This is a genomic window from Pedococcus sp. P2_D7 (assembly GCF_056404295.1).
In genome coordinates this window covers 336081-349789 of sequence record NZ_JBFUEH010000002.1, presented here as the reverse complement: position 1 = coordinate 349789, position 13709 = coordinate 336081, and the positions used below count along the sequence as shown (strand labels likewise).

Annotated in this window: 14 protein-coding genes; 7 read left to right on the top strand and 7 right to left on the bottom strand. The window is 70.4% G+C overall.

The features are described 5' to 3' along the window. Positions 1-115 precede the first annotated feature (115 nt). The 4 genes from AC1DWJ_RS05185 to AC1DWJ_RS05170 form a co-directional block, all read right to left on the bottom strand. Positions 116-268, bottom strand: a complete 153-nt coding sequence (locus tag AC1DWJ_RS05185; protein WP_457256099.1) for a hypothetical protein — start codon at positions 266-268, stop codon at positions 116-118. Between the two features lie 94 nt (positions 269-362). Further along, positions 363-1340: a pirin family protein gene (locus AC1DWJ_RS05180; RefSeq protein ID WP_457256098.1), complete on the bottom strand. Its 978-nt coding sequence runs from the start codon at positions 1338-1340 to the stop codon at positions 363-365. Positions 1341-1464: 124 nt separating this feature from the next. Further along, complete coding sequence (locus AC1DWJ_RS05175) at positions 1465-2034, bottom strand: hypothetical protein (protein ID WP_457256096.1); 570 nt, start codon at positions 2032-2034, stop codon at positions 1465-1467. 145 nt (positions 2035-2179) lie between these two features. After that, entirely contained in the window at positions 2180-3799 is a 1620-nt protein-coding gene (locus AC1DWJ_RS05170) for an AMP-binding protein (protein ID WP_457256094.1), read from the bottom strand. Positions 3800-3911: 112 nt separating this feature from the next. On the opposite strand from AC1DWJ_RS05170, the gene AC1DWJ_RS05165 reads away from it, so the two are divergent. Then, positions 3912-5549, top strand: a complete 1638-nt coding sequence (locus AC1DWJ_RS05165) for an ABC-F family ATP-binding cassette domain-containing protein (RefSeq protein WP_457256093.1) — start codon at positions 3912-3914, stop codon at positions 5547-5549. 29 nt (positions 5550-5578) lie between these two features. Here the strand turns inward: AC1DWJ_RS05165 and AC1DWJ_RS05160 are convergent, their stop codons facing one another. Together AC1DWJ_RS05160 and AC1DWJ_RS05155 are read right to left on the bottom strand one after the other, a co-directional pair. Further along, a complete protein-coding gene (locus AC1DWJ_RS05160; protein WP_457256092.1) occupies positions 5579-6406 on the bottom strand; it encodes an SDR family oxidoreductase in 828 nt (275 codons plus the stop codon). An 88-nt stretch (positions 6407-6494) separates the two neighbouring features. Further along, positions 6495-6941, bottom strand: coding sequence for a MarR family winged helix-turn-helix transcriptional regulator (locus AC1DWJ_RS05155; protein ID WP_457256091.1), 447 nt, complete (start codon positions 6939-6941; stop codon positions 6495-6497). A 224-nt stretch (positions 6942-7165) separates the two neighbouring features. On the opposite strand from AC1DWJ_RS05155, the gene AC1DWJ_RS05150 reads away from it, so the two are divergent. From AC1DWJ_RS05150 to AC1DWJ_RS05125, 6 genes are all read left to right on the top strand, one after another. Then, positions 7166-7732, top strand: coding sequence for a PadR family transcriptional regulator (locus AC1DWJ_RS05150; protein ID WP_477620163.1), 567 nt, complete (start codon positions 7166-7168; stop codon positions 7730-7732). After that, positions 7711-9183: a DHA2 family efflux MFS transporter permease subunit gene (locus AC1DWJ_RS05145; protein ID WP_477620162.1), complete on the top strand. Its 1473-nt coding sequence runs from the start codon at positions 7711-7713 to the stop codon at positions 9181-9183. Before AC1DWJ_RS05150 ends, AC1DWJ_RS05145 begins: the two co-directional genes overlap by 22 nt. Before the next feature lie 72 nt (positions 9184-9255). Continuing rightward, positions 9256-9867 (top strand): hypothetical protein, encoded by a 612-nt coding sequence (locus tag AC1DWJ_RS05140; protein ID WP_457256087.1) that lies wholly within the window; start codon positions 9256-9258, stop codon positions 9865-9867. Positions 9868-9871: 4 nt separating this feature from the next. Further along, positions 9872-11101: a pyridoxal phosphate-dependent aminotransferase gene (locus AC1DWJ_RS05135; RefSeq protein WP_457256086.1), complete on the top strand. Its 1230-nt coding sequence runs from the start codon at positions 9872-9874 to the stop codon at positions 11099-11101. Then, positions 11101-11511 (top strand): fluoride efflux transporter FluC, encoded by a 411-nt coding sequence (locus AC1DWJ_RS05130; protein ID WP_477620161.1) that lies wholly within the window; start codon positions 11101-11103, stop codon positions 11509-11511. The genes AC1DWJ_RS05135 and AC1DWJ_RS05130 overlap by 1 nt, the downstream gene beginning before the upstream one ends. A gap of 58 nt (positions 11512-11569) precedes the next feature. Beyond that, on the top strand, positions 11570-11926 hold the full coding sequence (locus tag AC1DWJ_RS05125; protein ID WP_477620160.1) for a fluoride efflux transporter FluC: 357 nt from the start codon (positions 11570-11572) through the stop codon (positions 11924-11926). A 122-nt stretch (positions 11927-12048) separates the two neighbouring features. On the opposite strand, the gene AC1DWJ_RS05120 is transcribed toward AC1DWJ_RS05125, so the two are convergent. Further along, on the bottom strand, positions 12049-13620 hold the full coding sequence (locus tag AC1DWJ_RS05120; RefSeq protein WP_477620159.1) for an MFS transporter: 1572 nt from the start codon (positions 13618-13620) through the stop codon (positions 12049-12051). Between the last annotated feature and the right edge of the window lie 89 nt (positions 13621-13709).

The window sequence follows — 13709 nt, the reverse complement described above, 5'->3', positions numbered from 1 at the left end:
AGGCCGTGACGTCGCCAAACCTAGGGGGTGCGCCGCCGCAATGGCGCGGCAATGTGAGGACAGTCGCGCGCGCCGTCCACTGGGTGGACGACGCGCGCGGTGGTGCGGGGTGCGGTCAGACGAGGCCGACCACGATCAGGGTCATCAGGACGATCAGGGTGATCGCTCCGAGGAACAGGCCCCCGCCGATGTCGGACTGGGTCTCGGCGTACGGGCGGTTCTCGTGCAGGTAGTCGTGGGGGTACTTGCGGGCAGCGTGACGGCTCATGGTTCCGCTCCTTTCAATACGCTACGGAGCGTATCGTAACTGCGGACGACAGGTCAATCTGGCGGGCGACGACCAGGTCAGCCGGGCGACCGCGTCAGGCGGAGGCGCCGCCGACGTCGCCGTGCGGCACCGGCTGGCCGAGGCGGCCGGCCTGGTAGTCCTCGAACGCCTTGCGGACCTCGGCCTCGGTGTTCATGACGAACGGGCCGGCCCAGGCGACCGGCTCACGGATGGGGAGGCCGCCGAGGACGACGACGTCGAGGCCCGCGGCATACCGCTCCTGCTGGGTGCGCGCCGAGGAGAGCTGGAGGGCATCGCCGGGACCGAACACGGCCAGCTGGCCGGGACCGACCGGGGTCTGGTCGGGCCCCACGAAGCCGTCGCCGCTCATGACGTAGACGAGGGCGTTGAAGTCGCGGCGCCACGGCAGCGTCAGCTCGCCACCGGGGGCGACGGTCGCGTGGACCATGGCCATCGGGGTGTGGGTCGAGCCGGGGCCCGCCACGCCACCCACCTCACCGGCGATGACGCGCACCAGCGAACCGCCGTCGGCCGAGGTGAGCAGGCCCACCTCGCTGGAGCGCAGGTCCTGGTAGGCCGGCGCCTTGAGCTTGTCGACCTTCGGCAGGTTCACCCAGAGCTGGAACCCGTGGAACAGGCCGCCGCTGACGACCAGGTGCTCAGGCGGGGCCTCGATGTGCAGGATCCCCGACCCCGCGGTCATCCACTGGGTGTCGCCGTCGGTGATCGTGCCACCGCCGCCGAACGAGTCCTGGTGGTCGAAGATGCCGTCGATGATGTAGGTCACCGTCTCGAAGCCGCGGTGCGGGTGCCACGGCGTGCCCTTGGGCTCACCGGGCGCGTACTCGACGGCGCCCATCTCGTCCAGGTGGATGAACGGGTCGAGGTCGCGCAGGTCGACGCCGGCGAAGGCGCGCTTCACCGGGAAGCCCTCGCCCTCGAAGCCGCTGGGCGCACTCGTCACGGAGCGGACCTTGCGCTGCACCGCGGCCGGGGCCACGGCAGGCACCCGCGGCAGGACGGTGAGGTCGGCGACGGAGACAGCAGGCATGGTCACTCCCGATCTAGTTCGAATTTCAACTATCCCCTAGAACGGTGCCGTCGGTCAACCCATTCCCGAGCGGGTCGTGTGCCTGAACCGGGCCTGCAGCCACGCCTCAGGCACACGACTCGGGTCAGACCTGACGAGGCCGCTCGTCGACGGGGTCCGGGTCGCGGTCGTCCGTCAGGCGCCGGCCCTCCGACTCGGGTCGGTCCTCCGTCAGCCGGTCGTCCGTCAGCCGGTCGTCCGTCGGCCGGTCGTCCGACTCGGGTCGGTCCTCCATCTCGGGTCGGTGCTCCGTCTCGCGCCGGTCGCTCGTCTCGCCGTCCACGTCGAGCGTGCGACCGTCAGCCTCGACGACATCGACGTCCGGGTCACGCTCGTCGGCCCGCCGCAGGTGCTCGTCGCGCTGCTCGCCGGCCTGGGCGGCGTCCTCCGCCCGCCGCTGCGCCTCGGACTCGAGCTGGGCGGCACGAGCCTGCTGCTCCTCGGCCTCGGCACGGGCCATGTCGGCCTGCGCCTTGGCCTCCGCCGCTGCTGCGTCACGCTCGCGCCGCTCGCGCTCGTGCACGTCGGCTTCAGCGCGCAGGTCGGCGGCCTCACCTCGATGTGCTTCGAGCCGTCGGCTCCGGCTGAGCATGGCGAACAGTCCGATGGCGGCGAGCACCGCGATGATGAGGATGATCCAGATGACGGGTTTCATGAGCCCTCCAGGTTGGGCCGGAACGGGGTCTCCGGCTCTCGCAACCTAGGGCAGACCTGCGGCTGCGTCCACCCGGCGGGGGCGACATTTGCGCAGGTCAGAGGGGGTCGAGATATCCGTCCGGGAAATCGGCCAGGGCGTCGGATCAGGTCGCGAGGCCAAGGTCGGCGACCGTCTTCTCCCGCATTTCGACCTTGCGCACCTTGCCGGTCACGGTCATCGGGAACTCGTCGACGATGGTGACGTAGCGCGGGATCTTGTAGTGCGCGAGCTTGCCGGTCGCGAAGGCCCGGACCGCCGCGGCGTCGAGCGGCTCAGCACCGTCCTTCATCCGGATCCACGCGCAGAGCTCCTCGCCATACTTCTCGTCCGGGACCCCGATCACCTGGGCGTCGAGGATGTCGGGGTGGGTGTAGAGGAACTCCTCGATCTCGCGGGGGTAGATGTTCTCCCCGCCCCGGATCACCATGTCCTTGATCCGGCCGGTGATCTGCACGTAGCCGTCGTCGTCCATCACCGCGATGTCACCGGTGTGCATCCAGCCGTCGACCAGCACCTCGTCGGTCTTGTCCTGCTGCTCCCAGTAGCCGAGCATCACCGAGTAGCCCTTGGTGCAGAACTCCCCCGCGTCGCCGCGCGGCAGGGTCTCGCCCGTCACCGGGTCGACCACCTTGATCTCCAGGTGCGGACCCACCCGGCCGACCGTGCCGACCTTCTGCTCGAAGGTGTCGTCCGTGCGGTTCTGGGTCGACACCGGCGAGGTCTCGGTCATCCCGTACGCGATCGTCACCTCAGTGATCCCGGCGTCGATCAGCTTGGTCATCATCGTTGCCGGACAAGGTGATCCGGCCATGATGCCGGTCCGCACCGAGGACAGGTCGTATGCCGCGAAGTCCGGGAGCGACCATTCCGCGATGAACATCGTGGGCACGCCGTAGAGCGAGGTGCACCGCTCGTCGGCGGTTGCCTTGAGGGTCGCGGCCGGATCGAAACCCGGTGCGGGGATGACCATCGTGGCCCCGTGGGTGGTGCACGCGAGGTTGCCCATCACCATGCCGAAGCAGTGGTAGAACGGCACCGGGATGCAGACCCGGTCGGCCTCGGTGTAGCGGCAGAGCTCGCCGACGAAGTAGCCGTTGTTGAGGATGTTGCGGTGGCTGAGGGTGGCCCCCTTGGGGAAGCCCGTGGTGCCCGACGTGTACTGGATGTTGATCGCGTCGTGGGGGTCGAGCCCGGCCTGCACCTCGGCCACCTGCTCGGCGGTGACCTCCTCGGCCCGCCCGAGCAGTGCGTCCCAGGAGTCCTGCCCGAAGACGTAGGAGTCCCGCACGCCCGGGCAGCTCGGCCGCACCTCGTCGAGCATCGCGACGTAGTCGCTGGTCTTGAACGACTCGGCGAGGAAGACCGCTGAGATCCCGGCCTGCTTCAGGACGAACTCGAGCTCGTGGGTGCGGTAGCTCGGGTTGATGTTGACGAGGATCGCGCCGATCTTGGCGGTCGCGTACTGCACCACCGTCCACTGCGCGCAGTTCGGCGCCCAGATGCCGACCCGCTCCCCCTTGGTGATCCCGGAGGCGAGCAGCGCCCGGGCGAGCCGACCCACCTCGGCGCCGAACTCGGCATACGTCCAGCGGATCCCCTGCGCGACGTCGACCAGGGCTTCGCGCTCACCAAAGGCGGCGACGGTCGCGTCGAGGTTGTCGGGGATGGTCTGCTCGAGCAGCGGGACGTCGGTCTCACCGGCGGTGTGCGACAGCGTTGTCATGTCTTTCATCCCACCGCGCACACCGCCATCCCACAACCCCGCGAAGGGACAGGTCCGCGAACGGAAACCCCGTGTCGGCGAGCGGTCACCGACGGGTAGCGTCGCCCCCGACATGAGCGCAACCCTCAAGGCCACCGACCTCGCCGCCGGCCACGGTGCCAGGGCACTCTTCTCGGGGCTCGACCTCGTCGTCGGCGCCGGCGACGTCGTGGGGCTGGTCGGGGCCAACGGCGCCGGCAAGTCCACGCTGCTGCGGCTGCTGGCCGCTGAGCTGGAGCCCGAGCAGGGCACCGTCACGGTGAGCCCGCCGACTGCCTCGGTCGGGCACCTGCCGCAGGAGCCCGAGCGCCGCGCGGGCGAGACCGTGGCCGGGTTCATCGCCCGCCGCACCGGTGTGCGCGCCGCCGGCACGGAGCTGGACGACGCCGCCCACGCCCTCGGGGAGGGCGGCCCCGGCGCCGACGACCGGTATGCCGTGGCGCTCGAGTCGTGGCTCGCGCTGGGTGGCGCCGACCTCGAGGAACGGGCCGCCGCGACCCTGGCCGGGCTGGGGCTCGGGGTCGGCCTCGAGACGCCGATGACCTCGCTGTCGGGGGGCCAGGCTGCGCGGGCCGGGCTCGCGGCGCTGCTGCTCTCGCGCTACGACGTGCTGCTCCTCGACGAGCCGACCAACGACCTCGACCTCGACGGCCTCGACCGGCTCGAGCAGTTCGTGGCGGGGCTGCGCAGCCCGGCCGTCATCATCAGCCACGACCGGGAGTTCTTGGCGCGCACCGTGACTCGCATCGTCGAGCTCGACCTCGCCCAGCAGCAGGTGGCGGTCTACGAGGGCGGCTACGACAGCTACCTGGCCGAGCGCGAGGTGGCGAGGCGGCATGCCCGCGAGGCCTTCGAGGAGTACGCCGACACCCGCACGCGGCTCGAGCAACGCGCGGTCACGCAACGGAACTGGATGACGGTGGGCGTCCGCAATGCCCGGCGCAAGAAGACCGACAACGACAAGTTCGTCCCCGCGTTCCGCGCCGAGTCGGCCGAGAAGCAGGCGGCCAAGGCGCGGCAGACCGAGCGGATGATCGAGCGGCTCGAGGAGGTCGACGAGCCGCGCAAGGAGTGGGAGCTGCGGATGACCATCGCCGCGGCCCCGCGGTCCGGAACCGTCGTGGCGTCAGCCGCGGGGGCTGTGGTCCGTCGCGGCGACTTCACCCTCGGGCCGGTCGACGTGCAGGTCGACTGGGCCGACCGGATCGTCGTCACCGGCGCGAACGGCTCCGGCAAGACCACCCTGCTGGGCATGCTGCTCGGCACCGTGCCGGTCGACGAGGGGACGGCCGGGCTCGGCTCCTCGGTGCGGGTGGGCGAGGTAGACCAGGCGCGCGGGTTGTTCCTCGGCCCGCAGACGCTCGCGCGGGCGTTCGGCGACGCCCTCCCCGCCTGGCCGGACGCCGAGGTCCGCACCCTGCTGGCCAAGTTCGGGCTCGGCGCCGAGCACGTGCACCGCCCGGCCGACTCGCTCTCCCCCGGCGAGCGCACCCGCGCCGCCCTGGCCCTGCTCCAGGCGCGCGAGGTCAACCTGCTGGTCCTCGACGAGCCCACCAACCACCTCGACCTGCCGGCGATCGAACAGCTCGAGCAGGCCCTCGACTCGTTCGGCGGCACGGTGCTCCTCGTGACGCACGACCGCCGGATGCTCGCCGACGTGCAGGCCACCCGTCGCTGGCACGTCGAGGCAGGCCGGCTCCGAGAGCTCTAGGCGAGCGACGCGGCATACCCCGCGCTGGCTCAGCTCAGGAAGATGTCGGGGGCCAGCCCCTCGTCCTTGCCCGTCATCGAGTAGGCAGCGAAGTCGGCCACCCCGCGGGCCCGCAGCAGGTCCTCGTCGATGACCGTCTGGCCGTTGAGGCCCTGGCCGTCGGTGGTGAGCACCTCGTAGGCGGCGTCCGCCACGATCTCCGGCTTGCGGCTGACCTTGACCATCTGGTCGCCGCCGGGGAGGTTGCCGATCGCGTCGGTCGCCACGAGGGTCGCGGGCCACAGGCAGGTCGAGGACACGCCCTTCTGCCCGAGCTCGTGCGCGAAGCCGAGGGCCGCGAGCGTCATCCCGTACTTCGCCATCGTGTATGCCGGGTGGCCGGCGAACCAGCGCGGGTCCAGGTTGATCGGCGGGGACAGGGTGAGGACCTTCGGGTCGGGGCTCGCCAGCAGGTGCGGGATCGCCGCCCTCGTCAGCATGAAGGTGCCCCGGACGTTGATGTCCTGCATGAGGTCGTAGCGCTTGGGCTCGAGCTGCGCGGTCGGGCTGAGGTTGAGGACGCTGGCGTTGTTGACGACGATGTCGATCCCGCCGAACTGGGCCGCCGTCTTCTCCACCGCCGCCAGCAGGAGGTCGTCGTCGCGCACGTCGCCGACAATCGGGAGGGCGTGGCCACCAGCTGCCTCGATGGCCTCGGCCGCGGTGTGGATGGTCCCGGCCAGGCGCGGGTCGGGCTGGTCCGTCTTCGCGATCAGCGCGACATTGGCTCCGTCGCGGGCGGCGCGGACGGCGATGGCCAGGCCGATGCCCCTGCTGCCGCCGGACATGATGATGGTCTTGCCGGAGAGCGTCGTCATGGCCGCGAGCCTAGTTACCGATCGGTAGCCCGGGAACCGCTGACGTCCGTGGCCCTCGTCACGCGGCCCTGTCCCGTTGTTCGGAGGATCAGGGGGCGGTGTCGTTGAGCAGGCGCAGCAGCCGGGCCAGTTCGGTGACGTCCTTGGCATCCCAGTCACCCAGCCGGGCGCGCAGCCGTTCCTTGCGGCCGGCGACGGTGCGGTCGAGCGCCTCGGAGCCCGCCGTGGTGAGCCGCACCTGACGGGCCCGCGCATCGGCCGGGTCGGGGATCCGCTCGACGAGCCCCAGCTCCTCGAGGGTCGTCAGGTTCCGGCTGGTCGTCGACTTGTGCAGGCCCAGCACGTCGGAGATGTCACCCCCGCGGGCGCCGCCGCCGGAGGCGGCCATCTCGCGCACGGCGACGAGCACGGCATACCCCGCGGAGTCGAGGTCGGGGTGCACCTCGGCGGCGGTGCGCTGCTGCGCACTGCGGGCACGCCGGAGCAACCGGGTGAGCTCGACCTCGAGTTCGCCGAGGTCCGACGTGGACGCCATGCAGGGGAGCCTATGTCCTGCGTCACGAACCGGCGCATGGATGCTCAGGGGGCGGGCGCGGGGGGCGCGAGCCCGGGGCGGCCCGATCGCGATCGCCAGCAGCCGGCGGATTGACGACCGGGACGGACCATCATATATTCCGCGTGGAATATTTCAGCCGGAACACTTCGGCACCGCGAGGAACCACCGCTCGCCGGGCACCAGCGAAAGGAGATCGGCACCGCATGACGCTCAGCCCACTCGCCATCTCCGCGCTCGCCCTGCTCAACGAGCGCTCGATGCACCCCTACGAGATGTACCAGCTGCTGCTGGAGCGCCACGAGGACCGCATCGTCCGGGTGACCCCCGGGTCGCTCTACCGCACCGTCGACCGGCTGACCGCAGACGGGATGGCCGAGGCGACCGGCACGGGCCGGGAGGGCAACCGCCCCGAACGCACCACCTACGCGATCACCGACACCGGCCGCACTGCCCTGGTCTCCCGCATCCGCGAGATCCTGCGCGAGCCGGTCAAGGAGTTCCCCACCTTCGCCCTCGCCCTGGCCGAGGCGCACCACGCCCCGGCCAGCGCCGTGTGCGCCGACCTGCGGGACCACCTCGCGGTCATCGAGCGCGAGCTGTCCGACATCGACTGCCTCGTCGACAAGGCCAGGGCCCGTGAGGTGGCCGAGGCGTACTGGATCACCGCCAACTACATCCGCCACATGACCGTGGCCCAGCAGGACTGGATCAACGGCTTCATCACCCGACTCGAGAAAGGCGACCTGCCATGGCCGCACCCACCACCGTGAGGACCGACCTCCCCGCCGACTACCGCCCCTGGCCTGCCCTGTGGGCCATGGTGATCGGCTTCTTCATGATCCTCGTCGACTCCACGATCGTGTCGGTGGCGACGCCGGCGATCATGCAGGGCCTCGACTCCGACGTGAACGCGGTCATCTGGGTCACCTCCGCCTACCTGCTCGCGTATGCCGTGCCGTTGCTGATCACGGGGCGGCTCGGCGACCGGATCGGGCCGAAGAACGTCTACCTCACCGGGCTCACGCTGTTCACGGTCGCCTCGCTGTGGTGTGGGCTGACCGGCAGCATCGAGATGCTGATCATCGCCCGCGTCGTGCAGGGTCTCGGTGCGTCGATGATGACGCCGCAGACGATGGCCGTCATCACGCGCACCTTCCCGGCCGCCTCAAGAGGCCAGGCGATGTCGCTCTGGGGCGCCACCGCCGGCGTCGCGATCCTCGTGGGCCCGCTGCTGGGTGGTCTGCTGGTCGACGGCCCGGGTTGGGAGTGGATCTTCTTCATCAACGTGCCGATCGGCATCATCGCGTTCGTGCTGGCGATGCGCCTGGTGCCCAGGCTCGAGACGCACAGCCACACCTTCGACTGGGTCGGGGTGGCGCTGTCGGCGATCGGGATGTTCCTGCTGGTGTTCGGCATCCAGGAGGGCGAGACCTACGACTGGGGCCAGATCACCGGCGTCATCTCGGTGCCGCTGCTCATCATCGCCGGTCTGCTCATCTTCGGGCTGTTCATCTTCTGGCAGAGCAGGATCCGCACCGAGCCGCTCGTGCCGCTGGGCCTCTTCCGCGACCGCAACTTCTCGCTGTCCAACATCGCCATCAGCGCGGTCGGTTTCTCCATCACCGGCATGGCCTTCCCCTTCATGCTCTATGCCCAGGTCGTGCGAGGCATGACGCCGACCCACTCCGCCCTGCTGCTGGTCCCGATGGCGGTGCTGTCCGGCGCCCTGGCGCCGGTCGCCGGCAAGCTGACCGACCGCATCCACCCGCGGACCATCACGGCCTTCGGGTTGGCGCTCTGCTCGGGTTCGCTGTTCTGGCTGAGCCGGGTGACCACGGTCGAGAGCAAGACCTGGGTGCTCCTGCTCCCGATGGCCCTCATGGGAGTCGCGAACGCGTTCATGTGGGCGCCGCTCGCCGCGACCGCGACCCGCAACCTGCCGCTGTCGTCGGCCGGCGCGGGCTCGGGCATCTACAACACCACCCGCCAGGTCGGGGCCGTCCTCGGCAGCGCCGCCATCGCCGCGCTCATCGAGGCACGGCTCACGGCCAACCTCCCCGGGGTGCCGCAGGACATGTCGCAGCGGACCTCCGGGGTGAAGCTCCCACCCCAGATCGCGGACGGCTTCGCCACGGCGATGTCGCAGACGTTGCTGCTCCCGGCCGCAGTCCTCCTGATCGGTGTCGTCGCAGCACTCTGCTTCAGCAAGCCCACGCACTGACCGAAGCACCTCCGGTGGACTGACGACCCACCGACGACCCACCGACCACCCACACCTGTCAGGCTGGCACCCGTGCAGCAACTTCGTTTCACGGGCGCCATCGCCGGGGTCGGATCGACCAGCGGCGTGCGCTTCGTCGTGGGGCGATGGACTGACTCACCCTTGGGCGCCTTCGCCGATGTCATGGTCGAGGACGCCTCGGGTCACCGGACCCTGCTCGCCCCGACCGACGAGGTGGCCGAGTTCGTCCAGCAGACCTATGAGTTCGACGAGGTCTGCACGACGCCGGTGTCGGTGGGGGTGACCCGCGACGGCTGGGACGTGCACGTCGAAGGTCACCTCGCGGCATACCTGCACCTCGGACCGCGTATGCCGCTCGGCTGGGTCCTGCGCGCGGTGCCGCGCAGGCTCGCCGCGGCGCCGGCCTGGGCCGCCGTGATCGACCCGGTCGCGCGGATCCTGATGCGGGGGGTCCGCACCCGTGGGACCGCGCTGGAGGGGCGACGCGAGTGGTACGGCGCGACCGACCTGCACTCGCTGACGAGTCTCGGCGGCGCGTGGCGTGGGGTGCCGTTGGGACGGCTGGCCGACGTCGACCCGCCGTGCCGGTTCGGGTTCAGCTCGACGCCGACTCGCCCATCGGTGACCACCGTCGTGACGACGGTCGAGTTGCTGGGAGACTGAACCCGTGCGCCGAATCACGCAGTCCCGCAAGCTCCACCAGGTCCGTTACGACGTGCGTGGGCCGATCCTCGAGGAGGCCCAGCGGCTCGAGGCCGAGGGGCACAAGATCCTCAAGCTCAACATCGGCAACCCCGCCCCGTTCGGGTTCGAGGCGCCCCAGGCGATCCTCCAGGACATGGTCCACCACCTGCCGAACTCGCAGGGCTACAGCGACTCCCGCGGCATCTACTCCGCCCGCACCGCCGTCGCGCACTACTACCAGTCGCGCGGGCTGACCGACACGCACGTCGACGACATCTACATCGGCAACGGCGTCTCCGAGCTGATCTCGATGGTCCTCACCGCCTTCGTCGACGACGGCAACGAGATCCTCGTCCCGGCGCCGGACTACCCGCTCTGGACGGGGGCCGTCACCCTGGCCGGAGGGACGCCGGTCCACTACCGCTGCGACGAGTCGAACGGCTGGAACCCGGACCTCGCCGACATCGAGTCCAAGATCACCGAGAACACCCACGCCCTCGTGGTCATCAACCCGAACAACCCGACGGGGGCGGTCTACAGCGACGAGGTCGTCAAGGGCATGGCCGACATCGCCCGCCGCCACAACCTCGTCCTGATGTCCGACGAGATCTACGAGAAGATCCTGTTCGCCGACGAGGTCAACCACCCGGTGCACCACCACACCGCCACGTTCGCCGGTGACGACGTCCTCTGCCTGACCTTCAGCGGGCTGTCCAAGGCCTACCGGGTCTGCGGCTACCGCGCCGGCTGGGTGATGGTGTCGGGGCCGAAGGAGCTGGCCGCCGACTTCCTCGAGGGCCTGACCCTGCTGGCCAACATGCGCATGTGCGCCAACGTCCCCGGGCAGCACGCGATCCAGACCGCGCTCGGCGGCTACCAGTCGATCGAGGAGTACATCCACCCCGGCGGCCGGTTCTACGAGCAGAGCAAGACGGCGTGGCGGCTGCTCAACGAGATCCCGGGCGTCTCCTGCGTCGAACCCCACGGCGCCCTCTACTGCTTCCCGCGGCTCGACCCCGAGGTCTACGCGATCGAGGACGACCAGGCGTTCGTCATCGACCTGTTGCGCACCAAGAAGATCCTCGTGACCCACGGCACCGGCTTCAACTGGTTCGAACCCGACCACTTCCGCCTCGTGACCCTCCCCGACATCGAGGTGCTCACCGAGGCCATCGGGCGGATCGCGGACTTCCTGGAGACCAAGCGCGCCTGATGGACGTCGTGCGGCGGGGCGACTCCTGGCTGCTCGCGGCCGTCGCCGCGGGTGGGGTGCTGGGCTCCCTCGGCCGGTATGCCGTGGGGCTGGCGCTGCCCCACGTCTCCGGGGCGTTCGCGTGGTCGACGTTCCTCGTCAACGTCACGGGGTCGCTCGCGATGGGGGTGCTCGTCGTGTGGGTGCTCTCGATGGCGCGGCCGCACCCGTGGCTGCGGCCGTTCCTCGGCGTGGGGGTCCTGGGCGGCTGGACGACCTTCTCGTCCTACGCCCTCGACATCCACGCGATGGTCCACGCGGGGCACGGGCTGGTCGCGGCGGCATACCTCGTGGGTTCGCTCCTGGTCGGCCTGGTGGCGGTGGCGCTCGGGATCACCCTCGGTGAGCGCTTGTTCGGGCGGCGACCATGACCACCCCGCCCGTCGCTATCCCATGCAAAAGGCGAGTTAGCGCCGCCCGGGCACTCCGATGACGGGCGCCCTGCTGGTGCTGGTGGGCGCAGCCGTCGGGGCGCCGCTGCGGTTCGTCGTCGACCAATGGGCGCGCGACCACACCCGTGCCGGCACCATCCTCGGCACGCTGGTCGTGAACGTCGTGGGGTCGTTCGTCCTCGGGCTGGTGGCGGGAGTGCCTCACCCGCCGGAGTGGCTCATGCCGTTGGTGGGCATCGGTTTCTGCGGCGCGCTGACGACGTTCTCCACGCTGGCCTTCGAGACGTGGGTGTTCCTGGAGGAGCGGGCGTGGAAGCCGTTCGTCGCCAACCTCGCCCTCACCCTGGGCCTGGGCCTGCCCGCCCTCTGGCTCGGCTACGCCCTCACGTCCTGACCCGAGCACCCGTCGCCACCCCCTCACCTTCACCACCTTTATCGGGTCTGGGGACAAGGTTGACCTCCACCCCGGAACGGTTTCGGGGTGGAGGTCAACCTTCTGGGGTGAAGCGAGGCGGCTCAGTCGTCCTCAGGCTGGCTCGGCATCGCCGGCAGCTGCCGGGCGACGACCGCCGCCACCAGCATGAGTCCGACGAGCACCGCGAGCGCCACCTCCATGGCGGGGCGGAACACCTCGACCGGCGCAACCATCTGTACGGGCGACGCCGAGCCGTGGGCGTCGACGACCGAGAAGAACAGCGACCCCAGCACCGCGACCCCGGCCGCACCCGACAGCTGACCAGTCGTGCTGAACAGCCCTGACGCCGAACCAGCCTTGTCGACCGGCACGTCCGCCAGCGTGAAGACACCGATGGGCGAAACCATCAACCCGAACCCGGCACCCGCCACGACGAAGCCCGGCAGGAACGTCCAGACCGACGTGGAGGCGTCGGCCTCGTGCACCGTCACCGCGAGGATGACCGCACCGGCAGCCCAGGTCAGCGCGCCGATCTGCAGCACCCGTCGACCGATCTTCGGCGCCAGCACCGCCACCCCGACCCCGGCGAAGACGGTGGTCGTGAGCGCGAACGGCACACCCGCGAGCCCGGCCTGGAGCACCGACCAGCCGAGACCCGCCTGGAGGTAGATCGTCTGGCACAGGAAGTAGGAGGCCATCGCCATGAACAGCAACGAGTTCATCGCCGACCCGGCAGCAAAACCCCGTCCCCGGTAGAGGCTGAGCGCCACCAGCGGCTCGCGACCCGCCCGCTCGGCCCGAACCTGCGAGCGGGCGAAGAAGCCGAGCACGACGACACCGGCAGCCATCGCGGCATACACCCACGTCGGCCAACCCAGCTCGCGACCCATGGTGAGCGGGTAGAGCACCGCGAGCAGGCCGACGGCGAGCACACTGACACCTCGTAGGTCGATGCGGGGGCGTTGCGTGGCAACGGATTCCGGCACCCACCGCAGCGCGGCCACGATCGCCAGCGCACCGAACGGCACGTTCACGAGGAAGATCGAGCGCCACCCCAGCCCACCCAGGTCGGCCTCGGTCAGGACTGCACCGATGACCGGCCCGAGGACAGCTGACAGCCCCGCCAGCCCCGTGAAGAGCCCCATCGCCTTGGCCCGCTCGTGCGGCGCGTACATCACCTGGAGGCTCGACAGCACCTGCGGGATCATCGCGGCCGCAGCGATGCCCTGGAGGGCGCGGAAGCCGACCAGCGACTCGGCGTTCGGCGCGAAGCCGCAAGCCGCCGACATGAGGGTGAAGCCGACCAGCCCGCCGAGGAAGACCCGCTTGCGCCCCCAGAGGTCGCCGAGCCGCGACCCGGTGATGAGGGCGACCGCGAACGCCAGCGGGTAGGCCGCCACCATCCACTGCAGCTGGGCGGCGCTGGCCTGGAGCCCGGACTCGATGGTCGGGAGCGCGACGTTGACGATGGTCGTGTCGAGCAGCTCCATCGTGGACGCGAGGAACAGGCTGAGCAGCGCGATCGTCCGCGCCCGGCCCACCGGGAGGGCGCCACGCGCCACCGCCTGGGTCTCGGGCTGCGTCGCGACCTCAACGGCCGTGCCTGCCCGGCTGTCGGCCGGCGGGTATGCCGTGGGCTCACCGTCGCGGGGGAGCTCGAGGGTCGTGGTCATGTCCTTCTCCTGACTTCGCCTGTCGTGGATTTCCTGTCACCTCCGACGCTAGGGAGACATCCGGCCACTTTCTGTCCGCTATCTCGGGC

Bases quoted from the DNA above. Each gene is read 5' to 3' on its own strand.
- AC1DWJ_RS05165 (WP_457256093.1), top strand. From the start codon at position 3,912: ATGAGCGCAACCCTCAAGGCCACCGACCTCGCCGCCGGCCACGGTGCC.
- AC1DWJ_RS05155 (WP_457256091.1), bottom strand. From the start codon at position 6,941: ATGGCGTCCACGTCGGACCTCGGCGAACTCGAGGTCGAGCTCACCCGG.
- AC1DWJ_RS05120 (WP_477620159.1), bottom strand. From the start codon at position 13,620: ATGACCACGACCCTCGAGCTCCCCCGCGACGGTGAGCCCACGGCATAC.
- AC1DWJ_RS05150 (WP_477620163.1), top strand. From the start codon at position 7,166: ATGACGCTCAGCCCACTCGCCATCTCCGCGCTCGCCCTGCTCAACGAG.
- AC1DWJ_RS05145 (WP_477620162.1), top strand. From the start codon at position 7,711: ATGGCCGCACCCACCACCGTGAGGACCGACCTCCCCGCCGACTACCGC.
- AC1DWJ_RS05160 (WP_457256092.1), bottom strand. From the start codon at position 6,406: ATGACGACGCTCTCCGGCAAGACCATCATCATGTCCGGCGGCAGCAGG.
- AC1DWJ_RS05130 (WP_477620161.1), top strand. From the start codon at position 11,101: ATGGACGTCGTGCGGCGGGGCGACTCCTGGCTGCTCGCGGCCGTCGCC.
- AC1DWJ_RS05175 (WP_457256096.1), bottom strand. From the start codon at position 2,034: ATGAAACCCGTCATCTGGATCATCCTCATCATCGCGGTGCTCGCCGCC.
- AC1DWJ_RS05180 (WP_457256098.1), bottom strand. From the start codon at position 1,340: ATGCCTGCTGTCTCCGTCGCCGACCTCACCGTCCTGCCGCGGGTGCCT.
- AC1DWJ_RS05170 (WP_457256094.1), bottom strand. From the start codon at position 3,799: ATGACAACGCTGTCGCACACCGCCGGTGAGACCGACGTCCCGCTGCTC.
- AC1DWJ_RS05125 (WP_477620160.1), top strand. From the start codon at position 11,570: ATGACGGGCGCCCTGCTGGTGCTGGTGGGCGCAGCCGTCGGGGCGCCG.
- AC1DWJ_RS05185 (WP_457256099.1), bottom strand. From the start codon at position 268: ATGAGCCGTCACGCTGCCCGCAAGTACCCCCACGACTACCTGCACGAG.